Below are 15815 nucleotides of genomic sequence, written 5' to 3'. Positions count from 1 at the left end.
GGTGACCGCCTCTCGACGAGCGCCGGCCGTCATCGCGAGCCGAAGCACTTCGTCCTGAAGTAGGCAATCGTCTGCTCGAGGCCGGTCTCGAGCGGCACGGTTGGTTCCCATCCGAGAATGGATCGCGCCCGCGAGATGTCCGGCCGCCTGACCTTCGGGTCATCGGTCGGCAGCGGTTTGTAGACGAGTCGGCTCGATGAGCCGATCATGCCGATGATGGTCCTGGCGATCTGTTCGATCGTCAATTCGCGCGGGTTGCCGATGTTGACCGGTTCGTTGGTGGAGGAGTGCATCAGCTTGATGACGCCATCGACCAGGTCGGTCACATAACAGAGGCTGCGCGTCTGCTGGCCGTCTCCAAACACCGTCACATCCTCGCCCCGAAGCGCCTGCGAAATGAAGTTGGGCACGGCGCGGCCGTCCTTGACCCGCATGCGCGGCCCGTAGGTGTTGAAGATGCGCACGATCTTCGCGTCGACGCCGTGGTATCGGTGGTACGCAACCGTCATCGCCTCGGCAAACCGCTTAGCCTCGTCGTACACCCCCCGCGGGCCAATCGGATTCACGTTGCCCCAGTACGTCTCCTTCTGGGGATGCTCCAGCGGATCGCCGTACACCTCTGACGTCGACGCAATGACGAAGCGGGCGCCCTTCGCCTTGGCGAGCCCAAGCGCCTTGTGCGTGCCGAGCGCTCCGACCTTCAGCGTCTGAATGGGCAGCTCGAGATAGTCGATCGGGCTGGCGGGGCTGGCCCAGTGCAGGACGAAGTCCACGGGCCCATCGACGTAGATGTAGTTGGTGACGTCGTGCTTGATGAACAGGAAGTCCCTGCCCTGCAGGTGCGTCAGATTCGCCATGTCACCGGTCAGCAGATTGTCGATGCCAACGACGCTGTAGCCTCGATCGAGCAACGTCTCCGACAAGTGCGATCCGATGAACCCGGCAGCTCCGGTAATGACCACGCGCGCTTGTGACATAGTGCCTACTCGGCTGTGGTGCCGTGAAACAGCCCCAGCCCCCGGACGAGGGTGAGCCACAGGATTTTCACGTCGAGACTGAGCGACCAGTTCTCGATGTAATACAGATCGAATTCAATCCGTTTCTCGAGCGAGGTGTTGCCCCGCCACCCGTTGACCTGTGCCCACCCGGTGATGCCCGACTTGACCTTGTGGCGCAGCATGTACTGCGGATACCGGTGCTTGAACTGTTCGACGAAATAGGGGCGTTCCGGGCGCGGCCCGACCAGCGACATCTCGCCTCGCAGGACGTTGAAGAGTTGAGGCAGCTCATCGATGTCGAAGCGGCGGAGAATCCGTCCGACGGGCGTGCAGCGGGGGTCCTCGTCGCGAGCCCAGACAGGCCCGGTGTCCTCCTCGGCTCCACGGTACATCGAGCGGAACTTGTACACCGCGAATGACGATCCGTCGAGGCTCATCCGCTCCTGGCGGTACAGCACGGGACCGGGCGAGGTGAGCCGGACGATCGCCATCACGATGGCCAGCGGTATCGCCAGGACGATCAGCGAGATCAGGGCCACGATCAGATCGACCGCACGCTTCACCAGGGCGTTCAGCCCCTGCAGGGGAACCTCGTTGAGGTTGATGATGGGCACGCCGTCGAGATCTTCGATCCGCGCCCGGAGGGCGATGAACTGCAGCAGGTCGGGCACGATCTTGACATCGATTAGATCCTTGGCGGCCGCTTCGATGACCTGCATCATCAGTCGATGCTCCTCCAGCGGGAGTGCGACGTAGATGTGATCGACACGTTCCCTGGCGCAGATATCCGACGCCTCGGCGATCGTGCCGAGCAGCGGCAGACCGCGGTAACCCAGGTGATCGCGCTCCGCCCTGTTGTCGAGAAACCCCACGATCTGATATCCAAGTTCGTGGTGCTGGATGATCTTGTCGGCCACCAGTTTGCCGAGCGCGCCCGCCCCCACGATCAGGATCCGCTTGAGACCGATGCCCACGCGCCAGCGACGCTCGAGCGTCCGCCTGACCACCTCGCGCGAGGCGAACGTGAGCGTGATGTTGAAGAGCAGGAACAGACCCCAGACCAGCTGGGATACCTCGAGTGCGCCGCGTTCCTTCAACTCGACCGGCGTGTAGTACGCGCCGACATACAGCGTGGTGAGCACGCCGAGCACGACCGCCACGATCGTGCCGATGAAGACCGCAAAAAAATCGTCCACCCGCGAACGGTTGCGGCGGATGCTGTAGAGGCCCTGAAAGTAGAACGCGACGGGAACCAGCAGGCCCACAAACGGCAGAACGGCGGCGTACTGCCAGAAGGGAGGATAGCCCTTGGTGACCTGAAACAGCTGGCTGTCGAACCGAACCAGGTAGGCTCCGATAAACGCCGCGACGCCCAGCATCGCGTCGGTGACGACGTAGAAGGCGGCGAGGGTTCGCTTGTATCTCTTCACCATAAAGACGATGTCAGGACCCTGTCTACCGCCGCGCGCATCTCGACTTCGAAGCGCGCGCGGCCGAACCGCTCGGCATGGAGGCGAATCGCCCCGGCGTCCAGCCGGGCGTCAATCGTCCTCCCGATCGCATGGCCGAACGCCTCGGCGCCGCTCTCGCCCACCAGCGTGCCAGTGACGCCGTCGACGACCGTTTCGGTCGCTCCGCCCCGATTGAGCGCGACCACCGGCCTGCCGCACGCCTGCGCTTCGAGCGGCACGATGCCGAAGTCTTCGATGCCCGGCAACAGCACCACGCCCGCTCGGAGGTACTCGTCGCGGATCTGGCCGTCACTCAGCCATCCAGGAAACGACACGGTCGGTCCAGCCATCCTTCGCAGACGATCGAGTTCCGGGCCTGTTCCCACAATGCGAAGAGGAATCCCGGCGTGCGCGCACGCGGCAATCGCCAGATCAACTCGCTTGTACGGCACCAGGGCCGAGACCACCAGCGCCGAGTTTCCCGGTGCGCTCCCGTCGGGGCGAAAATATTCCGTGTCGACGGGCGGATACACGACCGAAGCCTGTCGATTATAGTATCCACGCACCCGATCAGCGACATATCGCGAAATGGCGACGATCTGATGAGCGCGGTTCGCCGTGGCCGCATCCCACCTGGCGAGCCGGGCCATCACCGGCCTGAGCACGCCAGACCCGAGCCGGCCGACGCGATCCGGGCCGAAATACGCCCCGAACTGGTCCCACGCGTACCGCATGGGAGTCAGGCAATAGCAGAGATGGCGTGCCCTGATTCCGGGCAGAATCGATTTTGCCGCGCAATGACTGATGCTGACGATCAGGTCGTACCGGTCGAACGAGAACTGTTCGATGGCGAAGGGAAACAGCGGAAGCAGCTGCCGATAGATGCGCTTCGCGCCGGGCACGCGCTGCACCAGCGAGGTCCGGATGCGATGGCGTTCGATGCGCGGGGATACCGAGCCCGGCACGTGCAGCAGCGTGAAGACGTCGGCGGCAGGGTACACGTCACAGAGCACCTCGAGTACCTTCTCGCCGCCGCGCATGCCGGTGAGCCAGTCGTGAACGAGTGCGATCCTCATGACCGTTCCGGGCTCATCCGGCCACATCCCTGTAGACGTCCAGCGTACGCCGGACCGACGCCTCCCACGAGAACGTCCGGGCCCGCTCGAGCCCACGCCGGCTGAGTGTCGCTCTCAACTCTGGATCGACGAGGACGCGCTGGATACCGTCGGCAATCGCCTTCGCGCTGTACGGATCGACCAGGATCGCGGCATCGCCAACCACCTCTGGCAGCGAGGATACGTTCGAGGTGACCACGGGCGTGCCACTCGCCATCGCCTCCAGAGGAGGCAACCCGAAGCCCTCATATAACGACGGAAACACGAACACGGTCGCCAGCCTGTACAACGCCGCCAGGGTGTCGTCACCGACGAACCCCAGAAAGCGGACGTGCTTGTGGAGCTTGTACCGGTCGACCGCGCGACGGAGGCCGGGGAACCTGGAGATCTGATTCCCGATGATGAGCAGCTTCAATCCCTCGAATCCCTCGCGGCGCACCAGGTGAAACGCCTCGATCAGCCGTTCGAGGTTCTTGTGGGGCTTGATGTTGCCCACGTAGAGCGCGAAGGGGCCGTCCAGTTGATACCGCTCACGGACCCGCTGGATGTCCTCCTCCAGGGGCGGCGTCGCGAGCCGATCATCGATCGCGTTGGGAATGACGATGATGCGGTCGGCGGGAACGTTGCAATACCGGAGGATGTCCGACTTCGAGGTCTCGGAGACCGTCAGGATCCGTGCAGCCCGCGTCGCCGCCGCCGCGAGACTGGCTCGCGCGTAGAAGTACGCCAGTCGATTGGGCAAGTACTGCGGGAACATCAGGTGGATACAGTCGTGGATCGTCACAATCGACCGGCACGGCACCAGCGGAGGCAGCACGTAGTGAGGGGCGTGGAACAAATCGACGCGCGCCGACACGAGCCGCAGCGGCAGGGCGATCTGCTCCCGGATGGAATACGGCTTGGCCTTCTCCGCGACGGCCGCAAAGTTCGGCGCCATCTGCCTGATGTACTCCGCGTCTGCCGGACGGCACACGATGACGTACTCGGAGTCGTGGTCAGACGACGCGAGGTGCTTCAGCAGATTGCGAATGTAGGTGCCAATCCCGAAGTCGTGCAACTTCCGGGCGTCTATGGCGATGCGCACGTGTCAGGCCTCAATCCCGTCTGTCACGATACCATCATGCCCCTTCACGGGGAAGTTTGCCGCGGATGCGCAGGTAGAGGGCGAGCCACGGAAACCACCGCGGATGGTGCTTCGCGTAGAACGCCAGATGCGCGTTGCGATACGCCTGCTCTGACGCGACCGGTCTCGAGGCCCGCGCCCGGCCCCGGAGATGAACGATCTCCGCTTCGGGGACGAACAGAATCCGTTTGCCGAGCGCGCGCAAGGCGGCGCACAAATCGACGTCCTCGGCGTAGAGAAAGTAGCGCTCGTCCAGCAGGCCTGCCGCAATGGCGTCGCATCGGCGCACCAGGAGACAGGCGCCGCTCACCCAATCGGGAAACCGCCGCGATCGCGTCAACCGCTCAACGCGGCGATTCGCCCACCTGATGCCCCCCTCGTGCAGCCGCGTCAGCAGTTTCTGGCGCGCCTCGGTCAGCGGCGCAATCTGGCGGCCAAACGAGAGTTCGGCCTTGCCGCCGGCATCCACGATCCGCGGCCCGGCCGCGGCCACCTCTGGCGAGCGGCGCATCTGATCGACCAGCGTGTCAATCGCGCCAGCGCGCACGACGGTGTCGCTGTTGAGCAAGAGCACGAACTCGCCGGCCGAGGCGCGGATCCCGAGGTTGTTGGCGGCCGCGAAGCCGACGTTCCGACCCGGTTCAATCAGCCGGACGGCGGGCCAGCGGGCGCGTAGCGCCGCCGCGGTGCCGTCGCTTGACGCGTTGTCAACCACGACGATCTCGTGGTCGACCCTCGCCCGATGCTCGACCAGCGAGGCGAGGCAGTCTTCCAGCTCCGGCCGCGTATTGAACGACACGATGATGATCGTGAGGTCTGGCATGGCGATCAGCGCGCGGCTCCTTCGAGCGCTTCGAGCGTCTTGCGAGCGGCATCGGGCCAGCTGTACCGGCTCAGCACGCCGGCCGCCGGCCGAAGTGCCTCCTGGTGAGCGTAGGCGTCAGTCAGAAGTGTCCTCAACTGTGCCGTCACCGCTCGCGTATCACCGGCGCCGACGTAGGAGGCGGCGGGCCCGCACGTCTCCCGCGCCGCGGGGGTGTCGAGCACGACAACGGGGATCCCGCAGCTGAGCGCTTCGAGCGGCGTCAGCCCGAACCCTTCGTATTCCGAGAGAAACGCAAACACGCGGGCCGAACGGTACAATCCCGCCAGTTCGGCGTCTCCGACGTACGCCCGGATGTTGACGCGATCCGCGATGCCCAGCGTCCGGCAAAGGCCAGCGAGATCTTGAGGCGGATACGTGCGGTTCTCGCCGACGATTTCGAGGCGCGCACCCGGGACAGTCGCGGCGACTGCCGCAAAGGCGGTGATCAGATCGGGCACGTGACGTCGATTGAATATCGACCCCACGTACAGAACGACCGGCGGGCGTTCGCCGAATGTCGGCCAGCCGGATGGAACAATCACTCCCGGAGTGATTACTCCCGGACTAATTACTCCCGGAGTGATTCCCCCCCGGCTAATTACTCCCGGAGTGATTACGGCCGAGCTAATCACTCCGGGAGTGATTATTCCCCCGCCGGGAGTCGTGAGACCGTGAGGGATGACGCGAATCCGGTCGTCAGGAATCCCCAGACGGTCGCGGATCTCGCTCGCGGAGAAGCGCGACACCGTCAGCACGGTTCGTGCGCGCCGGGCTGAGGCGCGTGTGACCCAGGATCGCCGCAACCGTTCGCGGCGCGAAAACCACTCCGGGTGCGCGAGAAATGACAGGTCGTGGATGGTCTGAACGACCGGGCATGCCATCCTGAGCGGCGCCGTGTACGCCGGCGCAAACAAGACGTCGAGGCGGTCCCGTGCCGCAGGCGGAGGGAGCTGGACCTGTTCCCACCACGTGCCAGCCGAACCGCGGACAATCCGGCACTCCGGTGCCAGAGGAGCGATTGCGGCCGCGGCGTCTGGCGGGCACTCCGCCGGCGCGTACAGCACAATCTGGTGGGGAAACCCGCCATCGCGGGCGAGCGCGGCCCATTCGGCAAGCAGGTGCAGGAGGTACCGGCCAACGCCGGTCGGCCGTCCCAGCAACTCGCGGCTGTCGATCCCAATCCGCATCACCGGGCCCCCTGACCTTCGGTCCGCGGTTGCCGAGCCAGGGCCGTCAGATAGTGCTGCAGGAGTGCCCTCGCCGAGTCGCTCCAGCTGAATGTGCGCGCCCTCATCAGACCCGCTTCTCGACAGGCACGGTGGAGTCCGGGCTCGGTGAGGAGGCGACGAAGCGCCTCAGCGATGCCATCGGCATCCTCTGGCTCAGTCAGGAGGCCGGCGTCACCGACCACTTCCGGGAGCGCCCCGCGATTGGATGCGATCACCGGGATGCCAAGGGCCATCGCCTCGAGGGCCGGCAGGCCGAATCCTTCGTCAAACGACGGCAACACGAGGACGGCAGCCCCAAGGTACGTGGAGACGCGGTCGCGGTCAGCGATGTACCCGCGTACGTCGACCTTCCCTTTGAAGACAGGCCCCGTGGCGCGTTCGATCCACGCCCGGGCCGCGGGCGTTTCGCGTCCGGCCAGGACCAGCCGAGGAGCGTCCGGCCAGCGCGACAGCAGCCGTTGGTAGGCGTCGAGCAGGCCGCCCACGTTCTTTCTCGGTTCGAGCGTGCCGACAAAGAGGATGTAGCCCCCGGATCGCGGCTCCGGCGGGGTGGCCAGAGACGTGACCCAGTAGGGGACACCGTGCCTGCAGATAGCGATATTGCCGTCGGACACACCGAGTTCTCGACTGATGCCGCGGGCGGTGTGGTTTGAGACGGTCACAACCAGATCGGCTCTGCGGGAGTGATCGCCAGCCAGCCGCGGAAAATCCCGCCGCATTTCGCCCCAGGTGCGGCCGGGTTGATGAAGGAAATCAAGATCGTGGATGGTCGATACCCGGAGACCCGACCGTGAGGGCAGCAGCACCGGCGTGGACGAATGAACGACGTCAAAGGGGCCCTTCGCCAGCGATTCCACTGGCGGCCAGCCCAGCCGATACCACGCCAGGTTGAGCGCGCGGACGGGCAGGCGCCAATCAACCGGCCTTACGCCCGCCAGTTCCCCGATGGCCGATCCGGCCAGCCGATCGCGCAGCGAACTCGAAAAGACAGTGATTTCGAGGCCTTTGGCAACCGGCTCTCCGGCCGCTTTGAGCGCGAGGAGCGCCCGGATCAGCTCGTGGATCCACGCGCCGACCCCGGTGGGTGCCGTCAACGCCGGTCGGTAGTCAAGAAAGAGCCGCAACATTGCCGTTGTGTATGGTATCCCGATTGTCGCCCGACACGGAGATGTCCGCGCCGGCTGGCGAGTAAATCGGCTGCAACCTATTGATTTACAATGCCTTGACAGCTTGGAGGGCCTATAGTACTTTCAGACGTTTCATTCATTCCGGCAGCCCCATCATTCCGGCGCCGGCGGTCAAGGACGTACGCATGAAGCTAGCGGTCATCGGTACGGGCTACGTTGGACTGGTTGCCGGGGCGTGTTTTGCGGAAACCGGGAATGACGTCGTGTGCGTGGACAAAGACGAGGCGAAGATCCGGCTGCTTCGGAAGGGGAAGATGCCGATCTTCGAACCTGGGCTCGAGGAAGTCGTCAAGCGAAACGTGGCCGACAAGCGGCTGACGTTTACGACCCAGTTGCCCAGAGCGGTGCGCGCGGCGTCGGTCATCTTTATCGCCGTCGGTACGCCGCAGGGTGAAGACGGTTCGGCCGATCTGCAGCACGTGCTCGGAGTCGCCCGCGACATCGCCAAGGCCATGAACGGCTACAAGGTGATCGTCGACAAGAGCACGGTTCCGGTCGGTACGGCGAGCCGCGTGCGGGAGATCGTCCGGCGCGAGACCACCTATCCGTTCAGCGTGGTCAGCAACCCCGAGTTCCTCAAACAGGGCGCGGCGGTTGACGATTTCTTGAAGCCCGATCGCGTCGTCGTCGGCGCCGAGGATGAGAAGGCCGCCGAGTTGATGCGGAACCTGTACAGCCCGTTTACACGGACCGGCGCGCCCATCCTGGTGATGGATTGCGCGAGCGCGGAACTCTGCAAGTACGCCGCAAATGCGCTGCTGGCGACGAAGGTCTCGTTCATGAACGAGATCGCGAATATCTGCGAGTTGTTTGGCGCAGACGTTGACCAGGTCAGGCGCGCGGTCGGGTCCGACCGCCGGATTGGCCCGTCGTTCCTGTTTCCAGGCACGGGGTACGGCGGCAGCTGTTTTCCAAAGGACGTCAAAGCCATCATCAAGTTTACGGCCGACAAGGGGTACGACTTCCGCATTGTGAAGGCCGTCGATGAGGTCAATCACTCGCAGAAGTCAGTACTGGCCTCCAAAATGGAAAGGCATTTCGGGTCGCTGAAGGGCAGGACGATTGCCGTCTGGGGGTTGTCGTTCAAGCCCCGCACCGACGACATGCGCGAGGCTCCGGCGGTCGTCCTGATCGAGCGGTTGCTGGCGGCTGGCGCCAGGGTCCAGGCGTTCGACCCCGAAGCGATGCCGGTGGCGAAACAGTTGTTCGGCGCCAGGATCGTTCTGGCGCCGACCAGTTACAAGGCGCTGGAGGCCGCTGACGCCCTCGCGCTGGTGACCGAATGGAACGAGTTCCGTGAACCGGACTTCGGGAAGATGCGCAAGGCGATGAAGACGCCGATCATCTTCGATGGCCGCAACATTTATGCGCGCGAGGTGATGCGGACACATGGCTTCCAGTACTTCAGCATCGGCCGCTAAGACCGGAGCCGTTCTTGTCACCGGCGGAGCTGGCTACATCGGCAGCCACGCCGCCAAGGCGCTCGCCGCCGCCGGCCGGCGGGTCGTCGTCATCGACAATCTGTCGACCGGGCATCGCGCGGCCGTCCGGTGGGGCGACATGGTCGTCGCCGACGTCCACGACGTGCCTCGCGTGCGCGAGACGATTCGGCAGTACGGCGTGTCGGCGGTGATGCATTTTGCGGCGTCGTCTCTGGTCGGCGAATCGGTTCGAAACCCGATCAGCTATTACCTGAATAATGTGGGCGGGGCGCTGGCGTTGCTCGAGGCGATGGTCGAGGAATCGGTCACGCGACTGGTGTTTTCGTCGACCGCAGCGGTCTTTGGAGATCCGATCGAAACGCCGATCACCGAGAACCACCCGACGCACCCCATCAACGCGTACGGCGAGACCAAGCTCGCGGTGGAGCGGGCGCTGGTTCACTTCGAGCGCGCCTACGGCATTCGGAGCGTCTCGCTGCGGTACTTCAACGCGGCGGGCGCCGATCCGGAGGGCGACCTGGGAGAGGACCACCAGCCCGAGACACACCTGATTCCCCGGGCCGTGGAGGCCGCGTTGGGAGGATCGGCGCTTCAGGTATTCGGCGCTGACTACCAGACGCCCGACGGGACGTGTCTCAGGGACTACGTTCACGTGTGTGATCTCTCGCGTGCGCATCTGCTGGCGCTGGAGCATCTCGAGCACAACGGCGGCACCCGGATCTACAACCTGGGCATCGGCACGCCGTTCTCGGTGCAGGATGTGATCAGCTCCGTCGAGCGGGCGAGTGGCAGGCCGGTGCCCGCCGAGCGTGCGGCTCGACGCCCGGGCGATCCGGCTGTGTTGTTCGCCTCCAGCGATCGCATTCGAACGGAGTTGGGGTGGCGGCCGGCCTTCGTCGGGCTCGACGCGATCGTGGAGAGCGCCTGGGCGTGGCGACTGACTCATCCGCACGGGTATCAGGAGGAGGCGGTGCGCTGATGCCGGAGGATCCCGGAATCAGAAGCGTTCCGCGGCTTCCGGGCCGCCAGCGCCACCGGTCCCGCCAGTGAACTCGCTGCTGCGACTGCTCAGGTATGGACGCCCGTATCGGGGCCGGTTCGCCGTGGCCGTGCTCGCGATGCTCCTTTATGGCGGCGCGTCAACCTGGCTGATCATCCTCATCAAACCGATCGTCGACAAGGTCCTGATTCGTCAGGAAGCCGTCAGCACGGTGGCCTGGTCGATTCTGCTTTCCTACTTCTTGAAGGGCCTCGGCTCGTACTTCTCCGCCTACTTGATGGCCGATGTCGGGCAACACGTGGTTCGCGACATCCGCGATGGCCTGTTTCGGCACACCCTCGGACAGTCGACCGCCTTCTTCAAGTCGCGGAGCACCGGTCAGCTTCTGTCGCGGCTGACCAACGACGTCGGCCAGGTTCAGCAGGTCGTGTCGGAGACGATGGCCGACCTGCTGCGGGAGTCGCTTGCCGTGATCGGGTTTGCGGGCGTGCTGTTCTACAACGACGTCGGCCTGACGCTGGTGTGCCTGACGGGCGCGCCACTGGTCGTGTATCCCCTTGTCCGGCTGGGCCAGGCGCTGCGCAAGACGACGAGGCGCAGCCAGGAACATCTGGAGTCGATGACACACGTGGCGACCGAGGCGTTCACCGGGCTGCGGATCGTCAAGGCGTTCGGCGCCGAGGACCGCGAGGGATCCCGGTTCGGCATGGCCACGCGGGCGCTGTACCGGGCGAACATGAGTGTGACCGCCGCGATGTCGATGATGCCTCCTGTCATGGAGCTGCTTGGCGGCGTGGCGATGGCGGCGGCGCTGTGGTACGGCGCCAGGGAAATCGCGGCCCATCGGATGACGGAGGGCCAGTTCTTTACGTGTGTCGTGGCGTTGCTGGCGATGTACGGCCCCCTCAAGAAGCTGAGTCGCGTCAACGCCAACGTGCAGCAGGCGATCGCCGCATCCCAGCGGATCTTCGAGTTGATGGATACGCATACCGAGGTGCCCGATGAACCGGGTGCGCCGCCGGTCGCGCCCATCGGCCACGGAATCGAGTTTCGCGACGTGACGTTCGAGTATGAGGACGGGCGGGGCCGGACAGCGCTCGGAGGCGTCTCGTTCACCGTGCGTGTGGGTCAGACCGTGGCGGTGGTTGGCCGGAGCGGTGCCGGCAAGACCAGCCTGGTCAACCTGCTGCCCCGATTCTACGATCCATCGGATGGCGCGATCCTGATTGACGAGGTGGACATTCGGAGGATTGGCCTGGCTTCCTTGCGGGAGCAGATTGGCATGGTGACGCAGGAGACGGTGCTCTTCGACGATACGGTCGCCAACAACGTCGCCTACGGCCGGCCCGGGGCGCGTCCGGACGAAATCGAGGCCGCCGCCCGCGCGGCGCACGCCCATGAATTCATCTCGGCGATGCCCGCGGGATACCAGACCAGGATCGGCGAACGCGGCCAGCGACTGTCGGGCGGCCAGCGGCAGCGGCTGGCGATTGCGAGGGCGATCCTGAAGAACTCGCCGATCCTGATTCTGGACGAGGCCACCTCGTCGCTCGATTCCGAATCCGAGGCACTCGTGCAGGATGCGCTGGTCAACCTGATGCGCAACCGGACGTCGTTTGTCATCGCGCATCGGCTGTCGACGGTGCAACGGGCCGACCTGATTGTGGTCCTCGAGCGCGGTCGGGTCGTGGAGGTCGGCCGGCACGACGATCTGATGGCGCAGCCCGATGGGGTGTACGCTGGATTGTACGAATCGCAGTTTGGCGGCTCGCGCCGGAAGAACGGTCCGCGGGAACGTGGAGAATCGGAACGATGATGAAGAGCATGACCGGCTTCGCGAGCGTCACACGAGAGGAACCGGGCGCGAGCATCGGCGTGACCGTGCGGAGCGTGAATCACCGGTACCTGGATGTGCAGCTGCGGCTGCCTCAGTCCTTGAGTGCGATCGAATCCAGGATTCGTGGCGTGGTCCAGCAGCGCGTGGCACGGGGGCGCGTCGAAGTCGCGATCTCGATCCAGCTCAGACAGCCGCCGAAGCTCGAGATCGAGCTGAACGAGGCGTTCGCAATCGCGCTGGCGGCGGCAATGACGCGAGCCAGGGCCGTCGGACTGATCGAAGGGGCGCTGCAGCCCGGCGACATCATGCGATTTCCCCAGGCGTTGACGGTTCGCGAACAGGCGGCAGAACTGGACGCCGCTGCAGCGGCCGCGATCGAGGCCGGCATCCTCGGCGCGGTCGAGCAGGCGCTGCAGGAACTGGACGTGATGCGCAGTCGCGAAGGGGCGCTGCTCCAACAGGACCTGGACGCGCGCAGAACGTCGGTTGCGGCCCAGATGCAACGCGTGGCAGAGCTGGCGCAGGCCGGAGAGCACACCTTGAGCGACCGGCTGGGTGCGCGGATCGCCGAATTGACGGCGGAACTCGCGGTCGACCGTGGCGCCATCGCTCAGGAGATCGTGCGCTTCGTCTCGCGCTCCGACATCAGCGAGGAGTTGGTGCGTTTCCGCGCGCACGTGACGCAGTGGACCTCGCTTTCGGATGGTCCGGAGCCGTGCGGCCGCAAGCTGGACTTCCTGTTGCAGGAGATGAATCGCGAAGTCAATACGACCGGTTCGAAAGCCGATGGGGAAGGGATTTCGGAGCGGATTATCGCGATCAAGGCGGAACTCGAGAAGATGCGGGAACAGGTGCAGAATGTTGAGTAGTCCGGCAGGTCGAGGGCAGCTGTTTGTCGTGTCGGCGCCGTCCGGCACCGGGAAGACGACCATCGTGGAAACGCTGGTCGGGTCGATGCCGCGTCTTCACGAATCGCGTTCCTACACCAGCCGCCGGGCGCGGGTGGGCGAGACCGATGGCGTGGACTATCACTTCGTGTCCCGACAACGCTTCGAAGCGATGATCGCGGGCGATCAATTCCTCGAATGGGCCGAGATTTATGGCGATCTGTACGGCACCTCTCAAGTCGACACCGAGCGCATCCAGTCGCAGGGGGACGATCTGATTCTGGTGATTGACGTGCAGGGCGCCCGCAAGATTCGCCGCCGGGGTGTTCCTGCCGTGACGGTGTTCGTCATGCCTCCGTCGCTCGAGGTGCTCGAATCGCGGCTGCGGGGCCGGTGCACCGACAGCGAGGCCCAGATTCAGCGCCGCCTCGACGTGGCCCGGGAAGAAATCAGAGCGTTCCGCGAGTACGACTTTGTGGTCGTCAATGACGAGGTCGGCGAGGCCGTCGAGGAGCTTCGCGCCATCGTCACGGCCGCGCGCCTGAGGCTGGCGGCCGCGACGCCGATGGCCGAACGCATTGCGGCGACATTCAGTGTGCCGGGACCGAAGAAGGAAGAATGAACTCGTAGGGGCACGGCATGCCGTGCCCGTGTGGGGATGGAGTGCCTCATGGCTCTGATAGCACTCGGCGTGACAGGCGGCATCGGGGCGTACAAAGCCATCGACGTGGCGAGGGGCCTCCAGAAGCGCGGCCACGACGTCGTGGCGATCATGACGAGGAACGCGCGGCGGTTTGTCGGCCCGGTGACCTTCGAGGCGATCACGAAACGGCGCGTCGTGACGACCCAATGGGAGAAGGGCGCCAACGCGGACATCGAGCACATCGCGCTCGCCTCGTCCATCGATCTGCTCCTCGTCGCACCGGCCACTGCCAACATTCTGGGCAAGTTCGCCGCGGGCATCGCGGACGATTTTCTCTCGACGCTGTATCTCGCGACGCGCGCGCCGGTGCTGGTCGCGCCGTCGATGAACACCCACATGCTCGAACATCCGGCGACCTCGGCCAACCTGAAGATGCTGGCCGAACGCGGCGTGCATGTCCTCCAGCCCGATTCCGGGTACCTGGCGTGTGGCTGGACCGGCAAAGGCCGTCTCGCCGAACCGGCGACCATCGTCGAGGCCGCGATGCGGATCCTGGAACCGCGTCGCACGCTCGACGGGCGCAGGATCCTCGTGACGGCAGGGCCGACGTTCGAGGATCTGGACCCGGTAAGGTTCCTCGGCAATCGATCGAGCGGAAAGATGGGATTTGCCATCGCTGCCGAGGCCGCGCGGCGCGGCGCCGACGTCACCCTGGTGGCGGGTCCGACAGTGGTGCCACCCCCGGATGTCTCGGAGCTGGTCCGCGTGCGCAGCGCGGACGAGATGCGGGACGCCGTGATGGCGCGCCTGCCGGAGGCCGATGTGGTCGTGATGGCGGCGGCAGTCGCCGACTATCGGCCCGCACACCAGGAGGCCCACAAAATCGCCAAGACCAGCGAGTCGCTCACTGTCAGGCTGACGCGGACGCCGGACATCCTCGCCGAGATCGGTCGGTGGCGAAAGGCGCACGGCGGCCAACGGCCCGTGATCGTGGGGTTCGCCGCCGAGACCCGGGACACGGTGGAACGGGCCGAACGCAAGCGCGCCGCAAAAGGTGCCGATCTGATCGTGGCCAACGACGTCCTGCAGGAAGGAGCCGGATTCGAATCCGACACCAACATTGTCACCTTGATTGGACCGGATTCGAACGAGCCGCTGCCCATCCAGTCGAAGGTCTCTATTGCCGGGCTGATTCTCGATCGGATCGAAAGCCGGCTCGGGAATCCCGGCGTGGCGTAACCGCAGGCCTTGAACGGAATGGACGTCGATCAGATATGAGCGAGACCGATGACAGGGCCCAGCTTAGCGAGCATCTGAAGTTCTTCGGAGAACTGGGAGTGGCGGGGGCGTCTCGCGACCCCGCCTGGCGTCGTCGCGCGGGGCTTTCCGCCGTGCCACGCAGCGGGGAGCCGGAGCCAGGCGACGGCGGATTGGGAGAATCGGGCGGGACGGGAGGCGAGAGCGTGGAAACGCTCGAGATGCTCCGTGCCGACATCGGCGATTGCACCCGATGCAAACTGCACCGGCTTGGACGTTCGCAGGTGGTGTTTGGCGTCGGGAATCCGAACGCGGACTTGATGTTTGTCGGCGAGGCTCCGGGGCACGACGAAGATCTGCAGGGCATTCCGTTCGTAGGCAGGGCAGGACAGTTGCTCACGAAGATTATTGAGGCCATCGAGTTGACGCGAGATCAGGTGTACATCGCGAACGTGATCAAGTGCCGCCCGCCGGAGAACAGAAATCCGGAACCCGATGAGGTCGACACCTGCGAGCCGTTCCTCTTTCGGCAGGTGCAGATCATCAAGCCGAAGGTCATTGTCGCGCTCGGTACATTTGCCGCCCGCACGCTTTTGCGAACGGCCGAGCCGATCTCGAAACTGCGCGGCCGCTTCTACAAGTACGGCGACGCGGCGCTGATCGCCACGTTTCACCCCGCGTACCTGCTTCGCAGCCCGGACAGGAAGCGCGACGTGTGGGATGACATGAAGAAGGTGCGCGCGTTGCTGCGCGGCGACACCACCGGGACGCAGGCGTAGCC

General features: G+C 65.0%; 14 protein-coding genes. 7 read left to right on the top strand and 7 right to left on the bottom strand.

The genetic code is table 11. The annotated features are described in order from the left end of the window. Nucleotides 1-29 precede the first annotated feature (29 nt). The 7 genes from NTV05_07965 to NTV05_07935 are packed head-to-tail and all read right to left on the bottom strand — an operon-like array spanning nt 30 to nt 7908. Nucleotides 30-977, bottom strand: a complete 948-nt coding sequence (locus NTV05_07965) for an SDR family oxidoreductase (GenBank protein MCX6544337.1) — start codon at nt 975-977, stop codon at nt 30-32. A gap of 5 nt (nt 978-982) precedes the next feature. Further along, the gene (locus NTV05_07960) at nt 983-2431 is read right to left on the bottom strand and encodes an undecaprenyl-phosphate glucose phosphotransferase (protein MCX6544336.1); all 1449 of its coding nucleotides are present in this window, start codon (nt 2429-2431) and stop codon (nt 983-985) included. Then, a complete protein-coding gene (locus NTV05_07955) occupies nt 2425-3525 on the bottom strand; it encodes a glycosyltransferase (protein ID MCX6544335.1) in 1101 nt (366 codons plus the stop codon). The genes NTV05_07960 and NTV05_07955 overlap by 7 nt, the downstream gene beginning before the upstream one ends. A 13-nt stretch (nt 3526-3538) precedes the next feature. Next, nucleotides 3539-4648: a glycosyltransferase family 1 protein gene (locus tag NTV05_07950; GenBank protein ID MCX6544334.1), complete on the bottom strand. Its 1110-nt coding sequence runs from the start codon at nt 4646-4648 to the stop codon at nt 3539-3541. 34 nt (nt 4649-4682) lie between these two features. Beyond that, entirely contained in the window at nt 4683-5510 is an 828-nt protein-coding gene (locus NTV05_07945) for a glycosyltransferase family 2 protein (GenBank protein MCX6544333.1), read from the bottom strand. Nucleotides 5511-5515: 5 nt separating this feature from the next. Continuing rightward, the gene (locus NTV05_07940; protein MCX6544332.1) at nt 5516-6739 is read right to left on the bottom strand and encodes a glycosyltransferase family 1 protein; all 1224 of its coding nucleotides are present in this window, start codon (nt 6737-6739) and stop codon (nt 5516-5518) included. After that, a complete protein-coding gene (locus NTV05_07935; GenBank protein MCX6544331.1) occupies nt 6739-7908 on the bottom strand; it encodes a glycosyltransferase family 1 protein in 1170 nt (389 codons plus the stop codon). The genes NTV05_07940 and NTV05_07935 overlap by 1 nt, the downstream gene beginning before the upstream one ends. A 185-nt stretch (nt 7909-8093) precedes the next feature. On the opposite strand from NTV05_07935, the gene NTV05_07930 reads away from it, so the two are divergent. From NTV05_07930 to NTV05_07900, 7 genes are all read left to right on the top strand, one after another. Further along, nucleotides 8094-9389: a UDP-glucose/GDP-mannose dehydrogenase family protein gene (locus NTV05_07930; protein ID MCX6544330.1), complete on the top strand. Its 1296-nt coding sequence runs from the start codon at nt 8094-8096 to the stop codon at nt 9387-9389. After that, nucleotides 9358-10389, top strand: coding sequence for a UDP-glucose 4-epimerase GalE (gene galE, locus NTV05_07925; GenBank protein ID MCX6544329.1), 1032 nt, complete (start codon nt 9358-9360; stop codon nt 10387-10389). The genes NTV05_07930 and galE overlap by 32 nt, the downstream gene beginning before the upstream one ends. A 67-nt stretch (nt 10390-10456) precedes the next feature. Continuing rightward, a complete protein-coding gene (locus NTV05_07920) occupies nt 10457-12226 on the top strand; it encodes an ABC transporter ATP-binding protein (protein ID MCX6544328.1) in 1770 nt (589 codons plus the stop codon). Continuing rightward, nucleotides 12223-13116 (top strand): YicC family protein, encoded by an 894-nt coding sequence (locus NTV05_07915; protein ID MCX6544327.1) that lies wholly within the window; start codon nt 12223-12225, stop codon nt 13114-13116. The genes NTV05_07920 and NTV05_07915 overlap by 4 nt, the downstream gene beginning before the upstream one ends. Next, nucleotides 13106-13756 (top strand): guanylate kinase, encoded by a 651-nt coding sequence (gene gmk / locus NTV05_07910; protein ID MCX6544326.1) that lies wholly within the window; start codon nt 13106-13108, stop codon nt 13754-13756. The genes NTV05_07915 and gmk overlap by 11 nt, the downstream gene beginning before the upstream one ends. Before the next feature lie 48 nt (nt 13757-13804). Then, nucleotides 13805-15016, top strand: a complete 1212-nt coding sequence (gene coaBC / locus NTV05_07905; GenBank protein ID MCX6544325.1) for a bifunctional phosphopantothenoylcysteine decarboxylase/phosphopantothenate--cysteine ligase CoaBC — start codon at nt 13805-13807, stop codon at nt 15014-15016. Nucleotides 15017-15051: 35 nt separating this feature from the next. Then, nucleotides 15052-15813, top strand: coding sequence for a uracil-DNA glycosylase (locus NTV05_07900; GenBank protein ID MCX6544324.1), 762 nt, complete (start codon nt 15052-15054; stop codon nt 15811-15813). The last annotated feature ends 2 nt before the right edge of the window (nt 15814-15815 follow it).

Source organism: Acidobacteriota bacterium (genome assembly GCA_026393755.1).
GTDB lineage: Bacteria > Acidobacteriota > Vicinamibacteria > Vicinamibacterales > JAKQTR01 > JBAXOX01.
This window is presented reverse-complemented; position numbering and strand designations above follow the sequence as displayed.